The sequence below is a fragment of the Achromobacter sp. RW408 genome (assembly GCF_003184165.1).
GTDB lineage: Bacteria > Pseudomonadota > Gammaproteobacteria > Burkholderiales > Burkholderiaceae_B > Achromobacter > Achromobacter xylosoxidans.
Map to the genome: position 1 here is coordinate 1,175,044 of NZ_QHHO01000049.1, position 18,370 is coordinate 1,193,413.

Annotated in this window: 17 protein-coding genes; 12 read left to right on the forward strand and 5 right to left on the reverse strand. The window is 68.5% G+C overall.

Features of this window, described 5'->3' with window-relative positions; translation table 11 throughout:
• The first annotated feature begins 122 nt into the window (after positions 1 to 122).
• The 9 genes from surE (at position 123) to rlmD (ending at position 9,123) form a co-directional block, all read left to right on the forward strand.
• Positions 123 to 881 (forward strand): 5'/3'-nucleotidase SurE, encoded by a 759-nt coding sequence (surE, locus tag DK459_RS24925; protein ID WP_020927471.1) that lies wholly within the window; start codon positions 123 to 125, stop codon positions 879 to 881.
• Complete coding sequence (locus tag DK459_RS24930) at positions 866 to 1,690, forward strand: protein-L-isoaspartate(D-aspartate) O-methyltransferase (RefSeq protein ID WP_050807754.1); 825 nt, start codon at positions 866 to 868, stop codon at positions 1,688 to 1,690. Before surE ends, DK459_RS24930 begins: the two co-directional genes overlap by 16 nt.
• A gap of 17 nt (positions 1,691 to 1,707) precedes the next feature.
• Positions 1,708 to 2,568, forward strand: a complete 861-nt coding sequence (locus DK459_RS24935) for a peptidoglycan DD-metalloendopeptidase family protein (protein WP_054472178.1) — start codon at positions 1,708 to 1,710, stop codon at positions 2,566 to 2,568.
• The gene (locus tag DK459_RS24940) at positions 2,565 to 3,344 is read left to right on the forward strand and encodes a 3'-5' exonuclease (protein WP_006388159.1); all 780 of its coding nucleotides are present in this window, start codon (positions 2,565 to 2,567) and stop codon (positions 3,342 to 3,344) included. Before DK459_RS24935 ends, DK459_RS24940 begins: the two co-directional genes overlap by 4 nt.
• A gap of 169 nt (positions 3,345 to 3,513) precedes the next feature.
• The gene (locus DK459_RS24945) at positions 3,514 to 4,122 is read left to right on the forward strand and encodes a hypothetical protein (RefSeq protein WP_024068724.1); all 609 of its coding nucleotides are present in this window, start codon (positions 3,514 to 3,516) and stop codon (positions 4,120 to 4,122) included.
• Between the two features lie 360 nt (positions 4,123 to 4,482).
• A complete protein-coding gene (locus DK459_RS24950) occupies positions 4,483 to 5,235 on the forward strand; it encodes a TorF family putative porin (RefSeq protein WP_020927475.1) in 753 nt (250 codons plus the stop codon).
• 156 nt (positions 5,236 to 5,391) lie between these two features.
• A complete protein-coding gene (locus DK459_RS24955; RefSeq protein WP_024068725.1) occupies positions 5,392 to 6,294 on the forward strand; it encodes a LysR substrate-binding domain-containing protein in 903 nt (300 codons plus the stop codon).
• 107 nt (positions 6,295 to 6,401) lie between these two features.
• Complete coding sequence (locus DK459_RS24960; protein WP_053514812.1) at positions 6,402 to 7,571, forward strand: MFS transporter; 1,170 nt, start codon at positions 6,402 to 6,404, stop codon at positions 7,569 to 7,571.
• A gap of 46 nt (positions 7,572 to 7,617) precedes the next feature.
• Entirely contained in the window at positions 7,618 to 9,123 is a 1,506-nt protein-coding gene (rlmD, locus tag DK459_RS24965) for a 23S rRNA (uracil(1939)-C(5))-methyltransferase RlmD (RefSeq protein ID WP_054443447.1), read from the forward strand.
• A 66-nt stretch (positions 9,124 to 9,189) separates the two neighbouring features.
• Here rlmD and cueR read toward each other — a convergent pair whose 3' ends face one another.
• Both cueR and DK459_RS24975 read right to left on the reverse strand, forming a co-directional pair.
• On the reverse strand, positions 9,190 to 9,582 hold the full coding sequence (gene cueR / locus DK459_RS24970; protein WP_006388165.1) for a Cu(I)-responsive transcriptional regulator: 393 nt from the start codon (positions 9,580 to 9,582) through the stop codon (positions 9,190 to 9,192).
• 26 nt (positions 9,583 to 9,608) lie between these two features.
• On the reverse strand, positions 9,609 to 11,882 hold the full coding sequence (locus tag DK459_RS24975) for a heavy metal translocating P-type ATPase (protein ID WP_110135132.1): 2,274 nt from the start codon (positions 11,880 to 11,882) through the stop codon (positions 9,609 to 9,611).
• A 162-nt stretch (positions 11,883 to 12,044) separates the two neighbouring features.
• On the opposite strand from DK459_RS24975, the gene DK459_RS24980 reads away from it, so the two are divergent.
• The 3 genes from DK459_RS24980 (at position 12,045) to DK459_RS24990 (ending at position 14,784) form a co-directional block, all read left to right on the forward strand.
• Entirely contained in the window at positions 12,045 to 12,245 is a 201-nt protein-coding gene (locus tag DK459_RS24980) for a heavy-metal-associated domain-containing protein (protein WP_006388167.1), read from the forward strand.
• 169 nt (positions 12,246 to 12,414) lie between these two features.
• Complete coding sequence (locus DK459_RS24985) at positions 12,415 to 13,143, forward strand: glutathione peroxidase (RefSeq protein ID WP_006388168.1); 729 nt, start codon at positions 12,415 to 12,417, stop codon at positions 13,141 to 13,143.
• Between the two features lie 204 nt (positions 13,144 to 13,347).
• On the forward strand, positions 13,348 to 14,784 hold the full coding sequence (locus DK459_RS24990) for a dihydrolipoyl dehydrogenase (RefSeq protein ID WP_053514760.1): 1,437 nt from the start codon (positions 13,348 to 13,350) through the stop codon (positions 14,782 to 14,784).
• 61 nt (positions 14,785 to 14,845) lie between these two features.
• Here DK459_RS24990 and DK459_RS24995 read toward each other — a convergent pair whose 3' ends face one another.
• The 3 genes from DK459_RS24995 to DK459_RS25005 form a co-directional block, all read right to left on the reverse strand.
• On the reverse strand, positions 14,846 to 15,736 hold the full coding sequence (locus DK459_RS24995; RefSeq protein ID WP_024068730.1) for a 23S rRNA (adenine(2030)-N(6))-methyltransferase RlmJ: 891 nt from the start codon (positions 15,734 to 15,736) through the stop codon (positions 14,846 to 14,848).
• Positions 15,737 to 15,748: 12 nt separating this feature from the next.
• On the reverse strand, positions 15,749 to 16,498 hold the full coding sequence (gene ugpQ / locus DK459_RS25000) for a glycerophosphodiester phosphodiesterase (protein WP_006388171.1): 750 nt from the start codon (positions 16,496 to 16,498) through the stop codon (positions 15,749 to 15,751).
• Positions 16,499 to 16,945: 447 nt separating this feature from the next.
• Positions 16,946 to 18,238 carry a M20/M25/M40 family metallo-hydrolase gene (locus DK459_RS25005; RefSeq protein WP_006388172.1) on the reverse strand — a complete coding sequence of 431 codons (1,293 nt, stop codon included), beginning with the start codon at positions 18,236 to 18,238 and terminating at the stop codon, positions 16,946 to 16,948.
• Between the last annotated feature and the right edge of the window lie 132 nt (positions 18,239 to 18,370).

Below are 18,370 nucleotides of genomic sequence, written 5' to 3' on the forward strand. Positions count from 1 at the left end.
GGGCCGGGTACGGGTAAGCGAGCGGCCGATCGGAACCGGGTTCGCCGACGGACATGCCGAGGTCCTCCTTGGACGGTACAATCCAGCGCGTCACCCGCGTTTTATTTTCTTTCGGATGCACAATGCGAATTCTGGTTTCGAACGATGATGGTTATTCCGCCCCTGGGCTCGAAGCGCTGGTCAAGGCGCTGCAAGGCCTGGGCGACCTGACCGTCGTCGCGCCCGAGACCAACCACAGCGGCGCATCCAATTCCCTCACGTTGAACCGGCCGCTGTCGGTGCGCACTGCTTCCAACGGCTTCATCGCCGTCAACGGCACGCCGTCCGACTGCGTCCACGTGGCCCTGACCGGGCTGATGGACGCGCGCCCGGACCTGGTGGTGTCCGGCATCAACAACGGCGCCAACATGGGCGACGACACGCTCTATTCGGGCACCGTGGCGGCCGCCAGCGAGGGCTACCTGTTCGGCATCCCGGCCATCGCCTTCTCGCTGGCCGAGAAAGGCTGGGAGCACATCGATTCCGCCGCCCGCGCGGCGCGCATGGTGGTCGAACGCCATCTGGCGCAGCCCTTGGCCGCGCCGGTGCTGCTGAACGTCAACATCCCCAGCCGCCGGTTCGAGGACATGCACGGCTTTCAGGTTACGCGCCTGGGCAAGCGCCATCCGTCGCAGCCGGTGGTGCGCACCACCACCCCTTATGGCGATCCGGTCTATTGGATCGGGCCGGTGGGGCAGGCGGCCGACGCCACGCCTGGCACCGATTTCCACGCGGTCGCGCAGGGCATGGTGTCTGTCACGCCGCTGCGGCTGGACCTGACCCAGCACAGCCAGCTCGACGAAATCCGGACCTGGGCGGAGCCGCTATGCGTCGACGCGTAAGCCAGCCGGACGTCTCCCAGGCGGTTCCCGGGCGGCCCAGCCCGGTGCGCTACGACTCGGGCCGGCTCAGCCCCGGCGTCACGCCGGCCAACAGCAACACCCGGGTCTCGGCCGCGACCCTGCAAAGCCAGGCGAAGGCGCCGACGCCCGCGGCGGGCGGCAACCTGGGGCTCAATTCGGATCGCCTGCGCCAGGCCATGGTGCAGCGCCTGCGCGTCCAGGGCGTGACCGACGAACGCGTGCTCAACGCCATGGCCGCGGTGCCGCGCCACCTGTTCGTCGACGAGGCCCTGGCCAGCCGCGCCTATGAAGACGCGGCCCTGCCGATCGGCCATTCGCAAACCATTTCGCAACCCTGGGTGGTGGCGCGCATGATCGCCGCCATCTGCGAAGACCGCACCCCCACCCGCGTGCTCGAAGTGGGCGCCGGCTGCGGCTACCAGGCGGCGGTGCTGGCCCAGTTCGTGCGCGAGGTCCATTCGATCGAACGCATCCGCGGCCTGTACGAGCTGGCGCGCGAACACCTGCGCGCCTTGCGGCTCACCACCCGGATCCGCTTGATCTACGGCGACGGCATGCTGGGCCTGCCCGGCGTGGCGCCGTTCGATGCTATCGTTGTGGCTGCCGCCGGCCTGACCATCCCGCAGGCGCTGCTGTCGCAGCTTGCGCCGGGCGGACGCCTGATCGCTCCCGAAGGGGGCTCCAATCAACGCCTGGTGCTGATCGAACGCACCGGCGCGGCCAGCTGGAAACGTACTGAATTAGAGGCCGTGCGCTTTGTGCCGCTGCGTGCCGGAATACAATCTTGAGCAAACAGGAGAAACGTATGCTCAACGGGCAGTTGCAACTGACCGATATGAACCTTGGCGTGTCCATGACGCGCCTGCGCCGCCCGGTTTTCGTGGCCGGCGTCCTCAGCCTGGCCATCCTGGCCGGCTGCGCATCCAAAGGCACGCGCGCGCCGGTCGTCGACCTGGCCGGCGGCCAGCCGTCCGCATCCGCCCAGCCGGGCGGCAGTTATGTCGTCAAGCCGGGCGATACGCTCTACAAGATCGCGCGCGCCAACAACGTCGATATCGAGAACATCAAGCGCTGGAACAACCTCAGCGATCCCAACCAGATTTCGGTGGGGCAAGTGCTGAAGATGTCCGGTTCGTCGGGCGGTGTCGCGCAACCGGCACCCATTGCCAGCAACAAGGCGCAGCCGCGCCCGCTGGACCAGCCGGCCGATACCTCGGGCACCGCCACGGCATCACTGCCGCCGCCCGCGCCCGCTCCCACGCCCGCTGAAACCAAGCCCGCCACGCGCGCGGCCGACGCCGGCGTGATCAACTGGGCCTGGCCGGCCGGCGGGCAGATCATGCAGGGCTTCAACAACAACAGCAAGGGCATCGACATCGCCGGCGCGCTGGGCGATCCGGTCACCGCCGCGGCGGATGGCAAGGTCATGTACAGCGGCAACGGCGTGCGCGGCCTGGGCAACCTGATCATCGTCAATCACCAGAACGGCTTCATCACGGCGTATGCGCACAACCGCACGCTGCTCGTGAAGACCGGCCAGGACGTCAAGCGCGGCGCCAAGATCGCCGAGATCGGCCAGAGCGACACCACTTCGCCGCGCCTGCACTTCGAGATCCGCCGCCAGGGCACGCCCGTGGATCCGATGCAGTACCTGCCCGCCAAATGACGCCCACCCTGGTATTCGACCTCGAGACCATTCCCGACGCGGATGGCCTGCGCAAGCTCAACGGCTGGAGCGCAGACGTCCCCGACGCCGAAGTGGTCGAGCGCGCGCTGACCGCGCGCCGCGAGGCCGTGGGGCACGACTTCCTGCCGCTGCACCTGCACAAGGTCGCGGTGGTGGGTTGCGTGTTCCGCGACGACCAGGGCTTTCGCGTCAAGACGCTGGGCCAGGCGGACGATCCGGAAGCCGCCTTGCTGGCCGGCTTCTTCAAGACCATCGAGCGCTACACGCCCAAGCTGGTCAGCTGGAACGGCTCGGGCTTCGACCTGCCGGTGCTGCACTACCGCAGCCTGATCCAGGGCGTGCCCGCGCCGCGCTACTGGGACATGGGCGAGGAAGACCGCGATTTCAAGTTCAACAACTATATCTCGCGCTATCACTCCCGCCACACCGACCTGATGGACCTGCTGGCCAAGTACAACGGCCGCGCCAACGCGCCGCTGGACGAGCTGGCCAAGCTGTGCGGCTTTCCGGGCAAGCTCGGCATGGACGGCAGCAAGGTCTGGGAGGCCTGGAGCCAGGGCCGCGCCGACGAGGTCCGCGCCTATTGCGAAACGGACGTGGTCAACACCTGGCTGGTGTATTGCCGCTTCCGCTTCCTGCGCGGTGAACTCGACCGCACCGCCTACGACGCCGAGATCGCGCTGGTGCGCGACACGCTGACGGCCAGCGACGCGCCGCACTGGAAGGAATACATGGCGGCCTGGGACGCCAGCTGAGTGGCGCGCGCGGTTGGCGCGACAGGCTCGACAGACGGGGTCCGCTGGGCCCCGTTTTCACGTCCAGCACTGGCGCAATCGACTGAAACATAGCTTGCGGGGGCGAAACCTGGATGAAACCGGGCCGATCGCACAATGGCCTCGCTTTCTTCACTTTCAGGAGACCTACATGTCCCGATTCGCACTCCGCTCCAACCTGGCCGCGCTTGCCATGGTCGCCGCCGCCGGCGGCTTGCTGGCCGCTCCCGTCATGGCGGCGGCGCCCGCCGACGGTGGTCCCGCCGCCATGCACGAAGGCCATCGTGGCGGCGGCTTCCACAAGGGCATGCGCGACGGCCTGTGGATCCCGGGCCTGGGCCCCGTGTCCAAGGCGCAATTCGACCAGCTCAAGCTGGACGACAAGCAGCAGGCCCTGCTCAAGACCGCGCAGGACGGCCAGCGCAGCCTGCACGAAGCGATGCGCGCTTCCGGCGGCCAGCGCCACGATCTGCTCAAGGCGCAGCTGGACAGTGGCAAGCTGGACCCGCGCGCGCTGCTCGAGCAGTCCGATAAATCGCGTGACCAGTTCGGCACGCAGGCCAAGCAGGTGCGTGACCAATGGTTGGCCGTGTGGGACAGCTTGAACGACGCCCAGCGCACCCAGGTGACCCAGATGCTCAAGGAGCGCCAGGCCAAGATGCAGGAGCGCCACGCCCGCATGGAAGGCCGCCATGGCAAGGGTCCGGGCAATGCCCCGGGGGCCGTGCCGCCGCCGCCGGCCGCGCCCGCCGCCAATTGAGGAGGATCCGGCCGGACGGCATGCCGTCCGCCGCCGCCCTTGCCGGCGCCCCAGGTGAGGCCGCGCCCGCCAACCCCGTCCCGCCAGCCCGCGGGGCGGGGTTTTTCTTTGCGTGCCCCGGACCGCGGCGCGCAGGCCCCATTTTGAGGCGGCCCCGCCAGTGCACGTGGCGCTGCGCACCGCGATGGTGCGCAGCGCCGCGCGGATTCAGCGCGGCGCCAGTGTGCTGACACGCAGATGAAACCTGGCACGGACATTGCTTGAGGAAAGGTGAGCCGGTTACCTGCCGTTGCAAGACCGGCCTGACGGATGCGCCCATGGCCTTCCTCCTCTCGTCAAATCCGATCAGGACACCGCACCATGAAGAAGACGTTGCTAGCCTTGCCCGTTGCGCTTGCCGCTTGTTTCGTTGCAACGGCCCAGGCCGAACCCACCGACCTGGGCGGCGGTTTCTCGCTCAGCGGCAATGCCACGATCGCCAGCGACTACCGCTTCCGCGGCTATTCGCAGACCGACTTCCGGCCGGCCGCACAACTGGGCTTCGACCTGAACCACAGTTCCGGCTTCTACCTGGGCAACTGGAACTCCAACGTGTCCAGCTTCGTCTTCACCGACGGCAACCTTGAAATGGACTTCTACGGCGGCTGGAAGGGCGACGTGGGCGGTGGCTTCACGCTCGATGCCGGCGTGCTGCACTACTACTATCCGGGTTCCAGCTCGCCCAAGGGCGGCAACTACAACAACACCGACCTGTACCTGGCCGGGACCTACGGCAACTACACGCTGAAGTACTCCTACACGCCCAGCGACTTCTTCAGCACGCCCGACAGCAAGGGCACCTGGTACCTGGACGGCACCGCCAACTTCGACCTGGGCGACGGCTGGGGCCTGGTGGGGCACCTGGGTTACCAGAAGCTCAAGAACCAGGTCAACATGGACGGCGATTCCATCAGCCATTACGTCGACTACAAGCTCGGGGTGACCAAGGACCTGAAGGGCTGGGTGCTGGGCCTGGCGGCGGTGGGCGCCACCAAGGACAACTGGCTGCCGACCAAGTACGGCCATCCGTCGGGCCGCCTGGGCGCGGTGTTCTCGGTGTCGCGCTCGTTCTGATTCCCATCCGTGGCGGCGCCCTGACCGGCGCCGGCTTTGGGGGGCTTGATGGAGACTGCCCGGCGGGCCGTCTCCGGCAAGTCCCCCTTTTTTCCGGGGGCGGGCGCGGCCTGGTAAATATACTGGGCGCTTCATCGCCAGACGCCAGATGCCCCAATGATCGAAACCCGCCTGTTGCGGCAATTCATCGCCGTTGCCGAAGAGCTGCACTTCAACCGCGCCGCCGAGCGCTTGCACATGGCCCAGCCGCCCTTGAGCCAGGCGATACGCCGCCTCGAACAGGAGATCGGCTCGGCCCTGTTTGAGCGCAATAACCGCAGCGTGGCGTTGACGCCCGCGGGCGCCGCCTTTCTCGAGACGGCGCGCGGCACCTTGGCCGCGCTGGAGGAGGGCGTCGCGCACACGCGCCGGGTGGCGCAGGGCATGGCGGGGCACTTGACGCTCACCTTCCTCAATATCGCGCCCTATGCCGAACTGCTGCGTGCCTTGCGCGACTATCGCCGCGATACGCCGGCGGTCGCCTTCACGCTACGCGAGGCTTCGACGCGCGAGCAGGTGGCTGCGCTGGAAAGCGGCGCGGCCGATGTCGGCTTCCTGCGCACGCCCGGCACGACGACGCCGGATCTATGCCTGGAGCCCATCCTGCGCGAACCGATCGTCGTGGCGCTGCCCGCGGGCCATTCGCGGGCGGGGCAGGACGCGGTTGCGCTGGCGTCCCTGGCGGACGAGGCGTTCGTGGCGTCGCCGCGGGCGTCGGGCCAGGGCTTTCACGACCAATTGGTGCAGTTGTGCCGGACCGCGGGCTTCGCGCCGCGGATCGTGCAACATGGCCGCCAGTTGCAGACGCTGGTGGCGCTGGTGGCGGCGGGCTTCGGCATCGCTATGCTGCCGGCGTCGTTGGCGCTGCCTGACCGGTCCGATATCGTGTTCCGGCCATTGCTGGCGGACGCGCCGGATAGCCTGCTGCAACTGGAGCTGCTGATGGCATGGAACCATGTCCGCGTCTCGCCGGTGAGGGATCGCTTCATTGACGCGATCCGGCGGGCCATGGTCGGCTGAGAAATAAGACAAAAAACGTCTCACTGGACCATAAACAAGATATTTTACGAACCGCATCGCGATCCCTAAGCTCAGAGGCATCTTCCTTTTCCGAGTCCGGGGTCGCGATGCCTGCCGCCGTCTACCTGTTTTCCCTTTGCACGTTTGCCTTTGGCCTGTCCGAGTTCGTGGTGGCCGGGCTGGTGTCGGCCATGGCCCATGACCTGCTGGCGCCGGTCCAGGCCGTGGGCGGGGCGGTCGCCGCCTATGCTCTCGGCGCTGCCGTGGGCGCACCGTTCCTGACCGCATTGGCGGCGGGATGGCAGGACCGCCGCCAGCTGGCGCTGGCGATGGCGGCGCTGACGATCGGCAGCGCCGCCATCGGCCTGGCCTCGACGCTGAGCGGCGTTCTGGTCCTGCGCTTCGCGGTGGGCCTGGCGCATGGCGTCTTCATGGCGGTGGCGTCGGATGCCGCGACGCGCCTGGTCGGCCCGGCGCGCGCGGGCAGGGCGCTGTCGCTGGTGTGGCTGGGGCTGACACTGGCATTGGCCGTCGGGGTGCCGCTGGGCACCTATCTCGGCAGCGTCTGGTCGTGGCGTGCCGTGTTCCTGGCGATGGCGGCGCTCGGGCTGCTGGGCATGGGCGGCCTGCTGCTGCTGATGCCGCCGCGTCCGCCTGCGGGCCAGGCCGCCGGCGCGGCTGCCGCGCTGCGTGCCCTGCGGCACCCGCAAATGCTCATGACGGCCGGCGTGGGCGCCCTGGTCAGCGTTGCGGTGTTCGCCTTTTTCACCTTCATTTCGCCTTATCTGCTGCAGGTGGCGTCGGCCGATGCGCGCTGGTTGAGCCTGGCGATGCTGCTGTTCGGCGCGTGCACGGTCGGCGGCAATCTGCTGGGAGGCTATCTGGCCGATGGGCCGGCGCCCGATCGCAATGCACAGAGGGCGTTGGCCGCGCTGGCCCTGAACCTCTGCGGCCTGTTCCTGCTGCGGCATTCGCCGGTCGCGGTGGCGGCGTTGGCGGGAGGGCTGGGGCTGTGCTTTTTTGCCATCGTCACGATGCTGACGCTACGGCTGCTGGCGTTGGCGCGGCGCTATGTGCCGGCGTCCACGGCCGCCGCGGCCGGCTTGAACATCGCGTCGTTCAATCTGGGGACGGCCTTGGGCGGCGCGTTGGGCAGCTTGATGATCGCGGCGGGAGGCCTCGCCGGCCTGCCGCTGGCGGGGGCGGCGGCGGCCTTGGTCGCGGCGGCGGCGCTGCGCTGGCAGGCGGCCAGGACCCCGCTGAGGCATGCCGCCTGATTCCTCTTACAATGCCGGGTTGCGTGAATTTTCTGGACTGCGTGAGATGTCTGACGTTTTGAGTATCGAATCCCTGGACCTGGAAGCCCGGGGTATCGCCCGCCGCGATGGCAAGGTCGTGTTCGTGGAAGGCGCCTTGCCCGGCGAGCGGGTCACGGCGACCACCGTGCGCCGCAAGCCGTCCTATGAAATCGCGCGGGTCGACCAGGTCATGCGCCCGTCGTCGCAGCGCGTCGCGCCGCGCTGCCCGCATTTCGGCGTCTGTGGCGGCTGTGCCATGCAGCATCTCGAACCGTCCACGCAGGTGGCGATCAAGCAGCGGTCGCTCGAAGACACCTTCTGGCACGTCGGCAAGCTGCGTCCGGCCCGCATCCTGGCGCCGCTGCATGGCCCGACCTGGGGCTACCGCTACCGCGCCCGCCTGTCGGTGCGCGTGGTGCCCAAGAAGGGCGGGGTGCTGGTGGGTTTTCACGAGCGCAAGAGCAGCTACGTGGCCGACATGCGCGAATGCCATGTGCTGCCGCGCCACGTCAGCGACCTGCTGATGCCGCTGCGCGCCATGATCGCGTCGATGTCCGCGCCCGACCGCCTGCCGCAGGTGGAAGTGTCGCTGGGCGACGGCGTGACCGCGCTGGTGCTGCGCCACCTGCTGCCGCTGACCGACCACGACATCGCCGTGCTGCGCGCCTTCGCCGACAAGCACGATGTGCAATGGTGGCTGCAGCCCAAGGGCCCGGACACGGTGCATCCGCTGGTGCCCGAGCATCGCGACGCGCTGACCTACACCATGCCCGAATTCGGCCTGCGCATGCCGTACCGGCCGACCGACTTCACCCAGGTCAATCACGCCATCAACCGCGCGATGGTGTCGCGCGCGCTGCAATTGCTGGAAGTGCAGCCGACCGACCGCGTCGCCGACCTGTTCTGTGGCCTGGGCAACTTCACGCTGCCGCTGGCCACCCAGGGCCGCGAGGCCGTGGGCGTGGAAGGCAGCAAGGCGCTGACCGACCGCGCCCATGAGGCCGCCGCGCGCCACGGGCTGGGCGAGCGCACCAGTTTCGCCACCCTCAACCTGTTCGAGGTGGACGTCGAATGGCTGCGCGGCCTGGGCTTCTTCGACCGCATGCTGATCGATCCGCCGCGCGAAGGCGCGCAGGCCGTGGCGCAGGCGCTGTCGCAACTGAAGGCCGAGGAACGCCCGCGCCGCATCGTCTACGTGTCCTGTAATCCCGCCACGCTGGCGCGCGACGCCGCCATCATGGTGCACGAGGGCGGCTACCTGCTCAAGAGCGCCGGTGTCATCAACATGTTCCCGCACACCGGGCACGTGGAGTCCATTGCCGTGTTCGAATCGCTGGATGCCGAGGGCGTGCGCGAAGTGCAGGAGCGCGCCCGCCAGCGCGCCTTGCAGCAGGCGGCCGAGGCGGCGGCCGCCGAAGCGGAAAAGGAAGCAGTGGCTGCCGAGAAGGCCGCGTCCAAGCAGGCGGCCACCGAGGCCTACCACGCCCGCGTCGCGGCCGAAGGCGAGGCGCCGGCGCAAAGCCAGGCGTGAGACCCCGACCCGGCGTGGACCGGGCCGCATGCAAGAAGGGCAGGCCGGTTGGCTTGCCCTTTTTTCTTAGTGGGAGCGCCCCAGGTCTTCCAGGATGGGGCAGTCGGGTCGATCATCCCCGTGGCAGTTGTGCGCCAGGTGCTTGAGCGTGGCCGCCATGTCGCGCAGGGCGCAGGCCTTGCGTTCCAGTTCGGCCACGTGTTCGAGCGCGATGCGCTTGACGTCGGCGCTGGCGCGGCTGCGGTCGCGCCACAACGCCAGCAGCTCGTTCATCTGCTCCACCGAGAAGCCCAGGTCGCGCGCGCGCCGCACGAAGCGCAGCGTATGCAAGTCATGCTCGCTGTAGACGCGGTAGCCCGAATCCTTGCGCAACGCCGGGCCGATCAGGCCGATGCTTTCGTAGTAGCGGATCATCTTGGCGGAGATGCCGGATTCCTGGGCGGCTTGTCCGATGTTCATGTGAGGTCTCCTGGTTGGCTGGCGCGTCAGTGCGCGGCGCGCGGGCGGAAGGTCTTCAGGCGCAGCGCGTTGCCCAGCACGAACACGCTGGACAGCGCCATGGCGCCGGCCGCGAAGATCGGCGACAGCGACAGGCCATAGGCCGGATACAGGGCGCCCGCCGCCAGCGGGATCAGCGCGGCGTTGTAGGCGAAGGCCCAGAACAGGTTCTGGCGGATGTTGGCCAGCGTGGCGCGGCTGAGCGCGATGGCGTTCGGCACGCCGTGCAGGTCGTCGGCCATCAGCACCACGGATGCGGCCTCGATGGCGACGTCGGTGCCGGTGCCGATGGCGATGCCGGTATCGGCCGCGGCCAGCGCCGGCGCGTCGTTGATGCCGTCGCCGACGAAGGCCAGCTTGCGGCCGCCGGCGCGCAGCGCGGTGATGGCCTCGACCTTGCCGTCGGGCAGCACTTCGGCGCGCACTTCGTCGATGCCCAGCTGGCGCGCCACGGCCTGCGCCGTGTGGCGGTTGTCGCCGGTGATCATGGCGGTCTTCAGGCCCTGCGCGTGCAGCGCCGCGATGGCGTCCACGGCCGACGGCTTGACCGGATCGGTCACCGCGATCATGGCGGCGGCCCGGCCGTCGATGGCGACGTAGATCGGCGTCTTGCCTTCGTTGCCCCACTGCTCGGCGCGCTGGCCGAAGGCGCTGACGTCCACGCCGCGCTCGGCCATCAGCCGGTCGGCGCCTGCCAGCACGCGCTTGCCGGCCACGCTGGCTTCGACCCCGGCGCCGGTGATGGCGGCGAAGCCTTCGGCCGGCAGCAGGTCGATCTTGCGGTCGGCGGCGGCCGCCACGATGGCCAGCGCGATCGGGTGCTCGGAGCGCGCCTGCACCGACGCGACCCATTGCAGCACGTCCGCATCACGGAAGCCTGCGGCCGGCTCCAGTTCGGTCAGGGTCGGCTTGCCCAGCGTCAGCGTGCCCGTCTTGTCGAAGGCCACCACCTGCACGTCGCGCAGCGTCTGCAACGCGTCGCCCTGGCGGAACAGCACGCCCATTTCGGCGGCGCGGCCGGTCCCGACCATGATCGAGGTCGGCGTGGCCAGGCCCATGGCGCAAGGGCAGGCGATGATCAGCACCGCCACCGCGTTGACCAGCGCATGCGACAACGCCGGCGCCGGCCCCAGGAAGAGCCAGGCCAGGAAGGTCAAGAGCGCCATGCCCATCACGGCCGGCACGAACCAGGCGGTGACCTGGTCGACCAGCGCCTGGATCGGCAGGCGCGCGCCCTGGGCGGCTTCAACCATGCGGATGATGCGCGCCAGCATGGTGTCGGCGCCGGTGTGGGTGACGCGCAGCGTGAAGCTGCCCGACGTATTGAGCGTGCCGCCGGTGGCCTGCATGCCCGGCTGCTTTTCCACCGGCACCGGTTCGCCGGTCAGCATCGACTCGTCGACGTACGAGCTGCCTTCGATGATCTCGCCGTCCAGCGGGATCTTCTCGCCGGGACGCACCACCACGATATCGCCCTTGCGCACCTGTTCGATGGCGATGTCCTGCGGCTGGCCGTCGCGCAGCACGCGCGCGGTGCGCGGCTGCAGGCCGATCAGGCGCTTGATGGCGGCGCCGGTCTTGCCCTTGGCGCGCGCTTCCAGCGTGCGGCCAAGCAGGATCAGCGTGACGATGACGGCGGCGGCTTCGTAATAGACGTTGCGGGCGCTTTCCGGCAGCCAGTCCGGCGCGAAGGTGGCGACCACCGAGTAGCCCCAGGCCGCGCCGGCGCCCAGCGCCACCAGCGAATTCATCTCGGGGGCGCGGCGCCACAGCGCCACCAGGCCCTTGCTGAAGAAGTGGCGGCCAGGCCAGGCCAGCACGGCCGTGGTCAGCACGAACTGCAATAGCCAGCTGTTCTGCTGGCCGATGCTGGCCAGCACCCAGTGGTGCATGGCGGGGATCAGGTGCGAGCCCATTTCCAGGGCGAACACGGGCAGCGTCAGCACCAGCGCGGCGATGAAGGCGCGCTGCAGGCGCCGCGCCTCGGCGTCGCGCGCCTCGGACTGGCGTTCGGCGTGGTCGTCCTGCGCGGCGATCGGGCGCGCCTCGTAGCCCATCTTGACCACGGCCTCGACCAGGGCGTCGGGCTGGGCCGCGGCCGGGTCATAGGCCACCAGGGCGCGCTCGGTGGCCAGGTTGACCTGGGCCTGGGCGACGCCCGGGACGCGGGTCAGGGCCTTTTCCACGCGCTTCACGCAGGACGCGCAGGTCATGCCCTCGATGGCAAGTTCAAGCTCGACGGAAGGGTTGGCAACGCTCATGGCAGTCTCGGTTGAGGTAGGAAGACCTCAGTTTCATCCTTCCAATGATGGGAAGGTCAAGGATTATTCTACGCTTGACCTTCCTATAATGGGAAGGTCTAAGCTGGATTCCAGTTCGCACCGAAGGCGGCGCGACCATCCTTGATTCACACGGAGAACACCATGAGCATCCAATTCCAAGTCCTCGACATGACCTGCGGCCATTGCGTCAAGACCATCACTGGCGCGGTGACGGCAGCCGTGCCGGGGGCCAGCGTGGCGGTGGACCTGTCCACGCACCGCGTGACGGTCACCGGCAGCGACCAGGCCGACAAGGTCGAAGCCGCCATCCGCGACGCCGGCTACGAGCCGCAGCCGGTGTAAGGGTGGGCCGCCGCCAGGCGTATGATAGATAACGTCTGGCGGCGGTGAACTTATTATTGTCAAAAACTATCAATCAATTAAACTAATTAAATTTGATTAATTGATAGTTGGGATTTATCATTCTTTCCATGGTGGTTGAACAGACCCCGCTACCCCAAGGAGAGATTGAATGCTGCAAAACCGTGAAGGCCAACGTGTTCCCAACGTAACGTTCCCCGTCCGCGAGGGCAACACCTGGAAGAAGGTCACGACCGACGACCTATTCAAGAACAAGACGGTCGTGGTCTTTTCGCTTCCCGGCGCTTTCACGCCGACCTGCTCGTCGACCCACTTGCCGCGCTACAACGAACTGGCTCCGGCCTTCTTCGCCGCCGGCGTCGACAGCATCGTCTGCGTGTCGGTCAACGACACCTTCGTCATGAACGAATGGGCCAAGGACCAGGAATCGGCCAACATCACGCTGCTGCCCGACGGCAACGGCGAATTCACCGAAGGCATGGGCATGCTGGTCGACAAGAGCGACCTGGGCTTCGGCAAGCGCAGCTGGCGCTATTCCATGCTGGTCAAGGACGGCGTGGTGCAGAAGATGTTCATCGAGCCCGAAAAGGAAGGCGACCCGTTTGAAGTGTCGGATGCCGACACCATGCTGGCCCACTTCGCCCCGTCGGCCAAGAAGCCCGACCAGGTCGTGGTGTTCTCCAAGCCCGGCTGCCCGTTCTGCGTGGAAGCCAAGGCGCTGCTCGAAGACAAGGGCTATGCCCCGATCGAGATCCCGCTGGAGAACAAGGTGCGCGGCCGCGTGATCGGCGCCGTGTCCGGCAAGGGCACCGCTCCGCAGGTGTTCATCAACGGTTCGCTGATCGGCGGCCTGGAAGACCTGAAGGCGCACTTCGCCTGATGCTGGCCGGGAAGGGGACGTAGTCCCTTTCCCTTGCCGCGGCCGCTCCCGCAAGGAGCGGTCCGGCGCGCCGGTTTCCCTTTTTCCGCATCTTCGCGCGGCCCCCAGGCGGTGCCGCGGGACGGCGTTCGTCCCGAGGGTGCGCAACAAGGCGGAATCCGCCTTTGACAACGTTTGCTCCACGCCACACCGGGGGATCCACTCATGAAGACTTTGCACACCGATATCGCCGTCCTGGGCGCCGGCACCGCCGGCCTGGCCGCCTACCGCGCCGCCAGGGCCGCGGGCAAGCGCGCGCTGCTGATCGAAGGCGGCCCCTACGGCACCACCTGCGCCCGGGTCGGCTGCATGCCGTCCAAACTGCTGATCGCGGCCGCCGAGGCCGCGCACCAGGCGGCGCACACCGCGCCGTTCGGCGTGCACGTCGAGGGCGAGGTCACGGTCAATGGCGAAGAGGTGATGGACCGCGTCAAGCGCGAGCGCGACCGTTTCGTCGGCTTCGTGCTCGAGGGCGTGGAGAACATCCCGGCGGAAGACAAGATCCGCGGCTATGCCCGCTTCGAATCGGACACGGTGCTGCGGGTCGACGACCACACCGAGATCCATGCGTCCCGCGTGGTGATCGCGACCGGCTCGCGGCCGTCGGTGCCGCCGCCGTTCCGCGGGCTGGGCGACCGCCTGGTGCTGAACGACGACGTGTTCGCCTGGGATGACCTGCCGCGCCGCGTGGCGGTGTTCGGCCCCGGCGTGATCGGGCTGGAGCTGGGCCAGGCGCTGGCGCGGCTGGGCGTCGAGGTGCGCGTGTTCGGCGTCAGCGGCAGCCTGGGCGGCATCAGCGATCCGCAGGTGCGCCACAGCGCCCGCAAGATCTTCCAGCAGGAGTTCTACCTGGACCCGGATGCGCGCGTACTGGAAACCCAGCGCGTCGGCGACGAGGTCGAGGTGCGCTACGTGGCGCTGGACAACACCGAACGCACCGAGCGCTTCGACTACGCGCTGGTGGCCACCGGCCGCCGCCCCAATGTGGATGGCCTGGGCCTGGAGAACACTTCGCTGCAGCTGAACGCGCAGGGCGTGCCGCTGTTCGACCGCGAGACCATGCAGGCGGGCGCTTCGGCCATCTTCATCGCCGGTGACGCCAATGCCGACGCGCCGCTGCTGCACGAGGCCGCCGACGAAGGCCGTATCGCCGGCGAGAACGCGGCGCGCTATCCCGAAGTGCGCCAGGGGTTGCGCCGCGCGCCGCTGGCGGTGGTGTTCTCGGACCCGCAGATCGCGCTGGCCGGGCAGGGCCACGCCCGCCTGACGCCGGGCACTTTCGTGACGGGCGAGGTCGATTTCGGCGACCAGGGCCGTTCGCGGGTGATGCTGAAGAACCGCGGCCTGCTGCACGTGTACGCCGATATCGCCACCGGCCGTTTCCTGGGCGCGGAGATGGTCGGCCCCAGCGCCGAGCACATCGGCCACCTGCTGGCGTGGGCGGTGCAGCAGGAGCTGACCGTGGCGCGCATGCTGGAAATGCCGTTCTACCATCCGGTCATCGAGGAAGGCCTGCGCACCGCGCTGCGCGACGCGGCCGCCAAGCTGGCGCGGGCGCAGGAAGCGCTGCGCCAGGTGGAGGCGGAAGACGCCGCGGCCTGAACGCCGTCTCCATGCAAAAGGGCTGCCCCGTGGGCAGCCCTTTTTTCGTTCCGGCCTGGAATCAGTCGTCGGACTGCTTCTTGGGCGCGGGGAACGGATTCTCGCGGAATTGCAGCGTGAAGCCGGCGCGTTCGTCCTGGCCCAGCTCACGCGCCAGGTAGGGCATGGTCTGCTTGAGGGCGTCGTGCAGCGTCCACGGCGGGTTGATCAGGAACATGCCGCTGCCGTGCAGGCCGTAGCCGTCGATGGTGGCCTTCTTGACGGTGAGGGTGGCGTGCAGCCAGCTCTTGACCTTGAGGTTCTCGAAGTGACGCGCCATTTCGCTGGCCTCGCGCCGCTGCACCAGCGGATACCAGACGGCGATGGTGCCGGTGGCGAAGCGTTTGACGCATTCCTTGACGGTGATCAGCGTGCGGCGGTAGTCGTTCTTGTCTTCATAGGACGGGTCGATCAGCACCATGCCGCGGCGCGTCGGCGGCGGCAGCAGGGCCTTGACGCCCTCGAAGCCGTCGTCGCCGTAGATGGTGGTCTGGCGCTGCGCGGTGCGGTCCATGTGTTCGAGGTTGCCGACCAGCGTGTCGATCTCGGTCGGGTGCATTTCGAACAGGCGCAGGCGGTCGGACGGGCGCAGCGCGTCCAGCGTCAGCCAGGGCGAGCCGGGGTAGCGCTTGAGACGGCCGTTGGTGTTGAAGGCGCGGATGCGGGCGACGTAGTCGGCCAGCAGGGGCGGCAGGTCGTCGCGTTCCCACAGGCGGCCGATGCCATCGGCGAATTCCGAGGTCTTGGCGGCCCAGTCGCTGTCCAGGCTGTAGAGGCCGGCGCCGGCGTGGGTGTCGATGACCCAGTAGGGCGCGTCCTTGCGGTTGAAGTAGTCCAGGGCGTGGACCAGGATGGCGTGCTTGAGCACGTCGGCGTGGTTGCCGGCGTGGAAGGCGTGGCGATAGCTGAACACGGGGCGGGGGCCTCAGGCGGCCGGCCGGATGGCGGCCAGTTCGTCGGTGAAGATGCCGTCGATGCCCCAGTCGAGCAGCAGGCGCGCGCGCTCGGGGTCGTTGACGGTCCAGGCGGCGATGCGGTAGCCGGCGGCGTGCACGGCGTCGATCAGTTCGCGCGTGGCGTCCTTCTGGTTGATGTTCAGGGCAACACAGTCGTACTTGACCAGGCGGTCGAGCCAGTCGGCCGGCACCTTCTCGACCAGCAGGGCGCGCGGCAGTTCGGGCGCGGCGTCCTTGGCGGCCTGCAGGGCTTCCTCGGCGAAGGAGGACAGCAGCGGAGCCACGGCGGCGCCTTTCCAGAGTTCACGGGCTGCCAGGGCGACGGCGGCGCCGGTCTCGGCTTCGCGGCCGGGGCAGGGCTTGATCTCGACGTTGCTGGCGATGCCGTTGGCGACGGTGTAGCGGGCCACGGCGGCGAAGGTGGGCAGGGGCTCGCCGGCGTAGGCGGCGGAGTGCCAGCTGCCGAAGTCCAGTTGCGCCAGTTCGCTGAAGGTCTTGGCGGCGGCGGGACCGTGGCCGTTGGAGGTGCGGTCGACGTCGTCGTCGTGCATCAGGACCAGGACGTTGTCACGGCTGAGCTTGACGTCGTATTCGAACATGGTGAAGCCGTGTTCGGCGCCGACGCGCATGGCGGCGAGGGTGTTCTCCGGGGCCAGGCGGCCGCCGCCGCGGTGGGCGATGTGGCGGGAATAGGGCCAGGTGGGGAGGGATGCGGTCATTTCTGTTGATGCTTTGGGGTTCTTTGGGACAGGGTGGAAGGATACTCTGTTCTGGGGGTTCCTTTCCTGTCGTGCGGGGGGCTTGCTTCGTGCCTGTGTCGCGGGTTCGGTTCTTTTGGCGCGGCTGCGGGGCCGTGGCGCGGGGCCGGGGCTACGAGGCTTGTCCGGCGCCTGCGCGCCGGACAGCGCGTCCTCATCCTCGTCGCCTGCGGCTCCTTCGGATTCCGTCGCGCGCGCCTCTACACGCCCCGGCCCCGCGCCACGGCCCCACAGCCGCTCGCGGTGGTGAAAGTTCGGGGCGTCGCTGGGGCGGGGGGTGTGCTTGGGCTTCGTGGGAAGGATTGCGGCGCTTGAAGGATTTGCTGGCGCCCGTCCGGCCAGGCCGCCCTGCGCGGCCCGGCCGGACATACGTGGGGGGTGCTTGCGGCGGGCGCATCTTCCTGGCTCTTATTTCATCGGGGCCTTGTCCTGGGAGACGTCCATGATCATGCGGGCGGCCAGGTAGAGGCGGGGGACGATGGAGGGGATCTGGATGTATTCGGCGTCGTTGGAGTGGGCGCCGAAGCCGCTCAGGCCCATGCCTTCGATGACGGGGCCGCGGGCCTTGAGGGCGGCGAAGGCGGCGTCGGTGCCGCCGCCGCTGGCGCGGTCGATGACTTTCATGGGCAGGCCGAGTTCCTGGTAGATGGCGACGCCGTGGTTGGCGAGGGCGCGCGAGGCGGGGGTGGCTTCCAGCGGCGGGCGGCGCACTTCGAATTTGAGGCTGACCTTGGCGTCGGGCAGCAGCTTTTTCTGGATGCGTTCCTGCAAGGTGCGTTCCAGGGCGTCGAAGTCGGCGACCTTGAGGGCGCGGGCGTCGGCCTGGGCGGTGGCCTGGCCGGGGATGACATTGCGGTTGGTGCCGGCCTGGGCCACGGTCCAGTTCAGTTTCAGGCCTTCCTCGGGCTTGGAGAGGTCTTTCAGTTGCAGGATCTGGTGCGACAGCTCGGTGAGGGCGTTGACGCCGCCTTCGGGACGGGCGCCGGCGTGCGAGGTCTTGCCCTGCACGGTCAGGTAGGCGGCGCCGATGCCGCTGGTGGCCAGGGTCAGGCGGGCCTCGGCGCCGCCGCCTTCGAAGGAAAACACCGCGTCCTGGTCGGCGCCCAGGCGGGTGATGGTGGCGCGGGCGCCGGGGGAACTGATTTCCTCGTCGCCGTTGATCAGCACGGTCAGGGTGCCGTAGTCCTTGAAACCCAGTTTCTGCAGCAGGGCCAGGGTGTGCAGGATGGTGGCCACGCCGTGCTTGTCGTCGGCGATGCCCAGGCCGTAGGCGCGGTCGCCATCGATGCGGAAGGGCTGGTCCTTGAGCATGCCGTTGCGGTAGACGGTGTCCATGTGCGCGATCAGCATGATCTTCTTCTGGCCGCTGCCCTTGAATTCGGCGTGCACCATCGGGCCGACGCGCTCCGGCGTGTCATCCAGGCGGAAAATGTCGGCGGGTTGAATGATCTCGACCTTGCCGCCCAGGGCCTTGAAGCGTTCGCCGATGAGCGCGGCGATGCGTTCCACGCCCTCCACGTCCTTGCTGCCCGATTCGATGCCGACCAGGTCGCGCATGGTGTCCAGCATGGGCTGCTGCTGGGCCTTGGCGGCGTCGTGCACGGCGGCCAGCGGGGCGGCCTGGAGGGCGGATGCGCCGCCCAGGCAGGCCAGGGCGAGGAGGGTGCGAAGGACGAGCGGACGTGAGGACGGGAGCGGCATCGAAAGTCACCTCTGCATGAAAAGGGGAAGGAAGGCGCCGGCCAGGGCGTGGCGGCCCGGGTTTCACGATACGAGTGGGGACGGAAGGCGAAAACCGGGGTTTCCCGGGTTGACCGGGACGGGCTTCCGTGG

Excerpts from the sequence above, each read along its gene's own strand:
- surE (WP_020927471.1), top strand. The coding sequence starts at position 123 with ATGCGAATTCTGGTTTCGAACGATGATGGTTATTCCGCCCCTGGGCTC.
- DK459_RS24930 (WP_050807754.1), top strand. The coding sequence starts at position 866 with ATGCGTCGACGCGTAAGCCAGCCGGACGTCTCCCAGGCGGTTCCCGGG.
- DK459_RS24935 (WP_054472178.1), top strand. The coding sequence starts at position 1,708 with ATGCTCAACGGGCAGTTGCAACTGACCGATATGAACCTTGGCGTGTCC.
- DK459_RS24940 (WP_006388159.1), top strand. The coding sequence starts at position 2,565 with ATGACGCCCACCCTGGTATTCGACCTCGAGACCATTCCCGACGCGGAT.
- DK459_RS24945 (WP_024068724.1), top strand. The coding sequence starts at position 3,514 with ATGTCCCGATTCGCACTCCGCTCCAACCTGGCCGCGCTTGCCATGGTC.
- DK459_RS24950 (WP_020927475.1), top strand. The coding sequence starts at position 4,483 with ATGAAGAAGACGTTGCTAGCCTTGCCCGTTGCGCTTGCCGCTTGTTTC.
- DK459_RS24955 (WP_024068725.1), top strand. The coding sequence starts at position 5,392 with ATGATCGAAACCCGCCTGTTGCGGCAATTCATCGCCGTTGCCGAAGAG.
- DK459_RS24960 (WP_053514812.1), top strand. The coding sequence starts at position 6,402 with ATGCCTGCCGCCGTCTACCTGTTTTCCCTTTGCACGTTTGCCTTTGGC.
- rlmD (WP_054443447.1), top strand. The coding sequence starts at position 7,618 with ATGTCTGACGTTTTGAGTATCGAATCCCTGGACCTGGAAGCCCGGGGT.
- cueR (WP_006388165.1), bottom strand. The coding sequence starts at position 9,582 with ATGAACATCGGACAAGCCGCCCAGGAATCCGGCATCTCCGCCAAGATG.
- DK459_RS24975 (WP_110135132.1), bottom strand. The coding sequence starts at position 11,882 with ATGAGCGTTGCCAACCCTTCCGTCGAGCTTGAACTTGCCATCGAGGGC.
- DK459_RS24980 (WP_006388167.1), top strand. The coding sequence starts at position 12,045 with ATGAGCATCCAATTCCAAGTCCTCGACATGACCTGCGGCCATTGCGTC.
- DK459_RS24985 (WP_006388168.1), top strand. The coding sequence starts at position 12,415 with ATGCTGCAAAACCGTGAAGGCCAACGTGTTCCCAACGTAACGTTCCCC.
- DK459_RS24990 (WP_053514760.1), top strand. The coding sequence starts at position 13,348 with ATGAAGACTTTGCACACCGATATCGCCGTCCTGGGCGCCGGCACCGCC.
- ugpQ (WP_006388171.1), bottom strand. The coding sequence starts at position 16,498 with ATGACCGCATCCCTCCCCACCTGGCCCTATTCCCGCCACATCGCCCAC.
- DK459_RS25005 (WP_006388172.1), bottom strand. The coding sequence starts at position 18,238 with ATGCCGCTCCCGTCCTCACGTCCGCTCGTCCTTCGCACCCTCCTCGCC.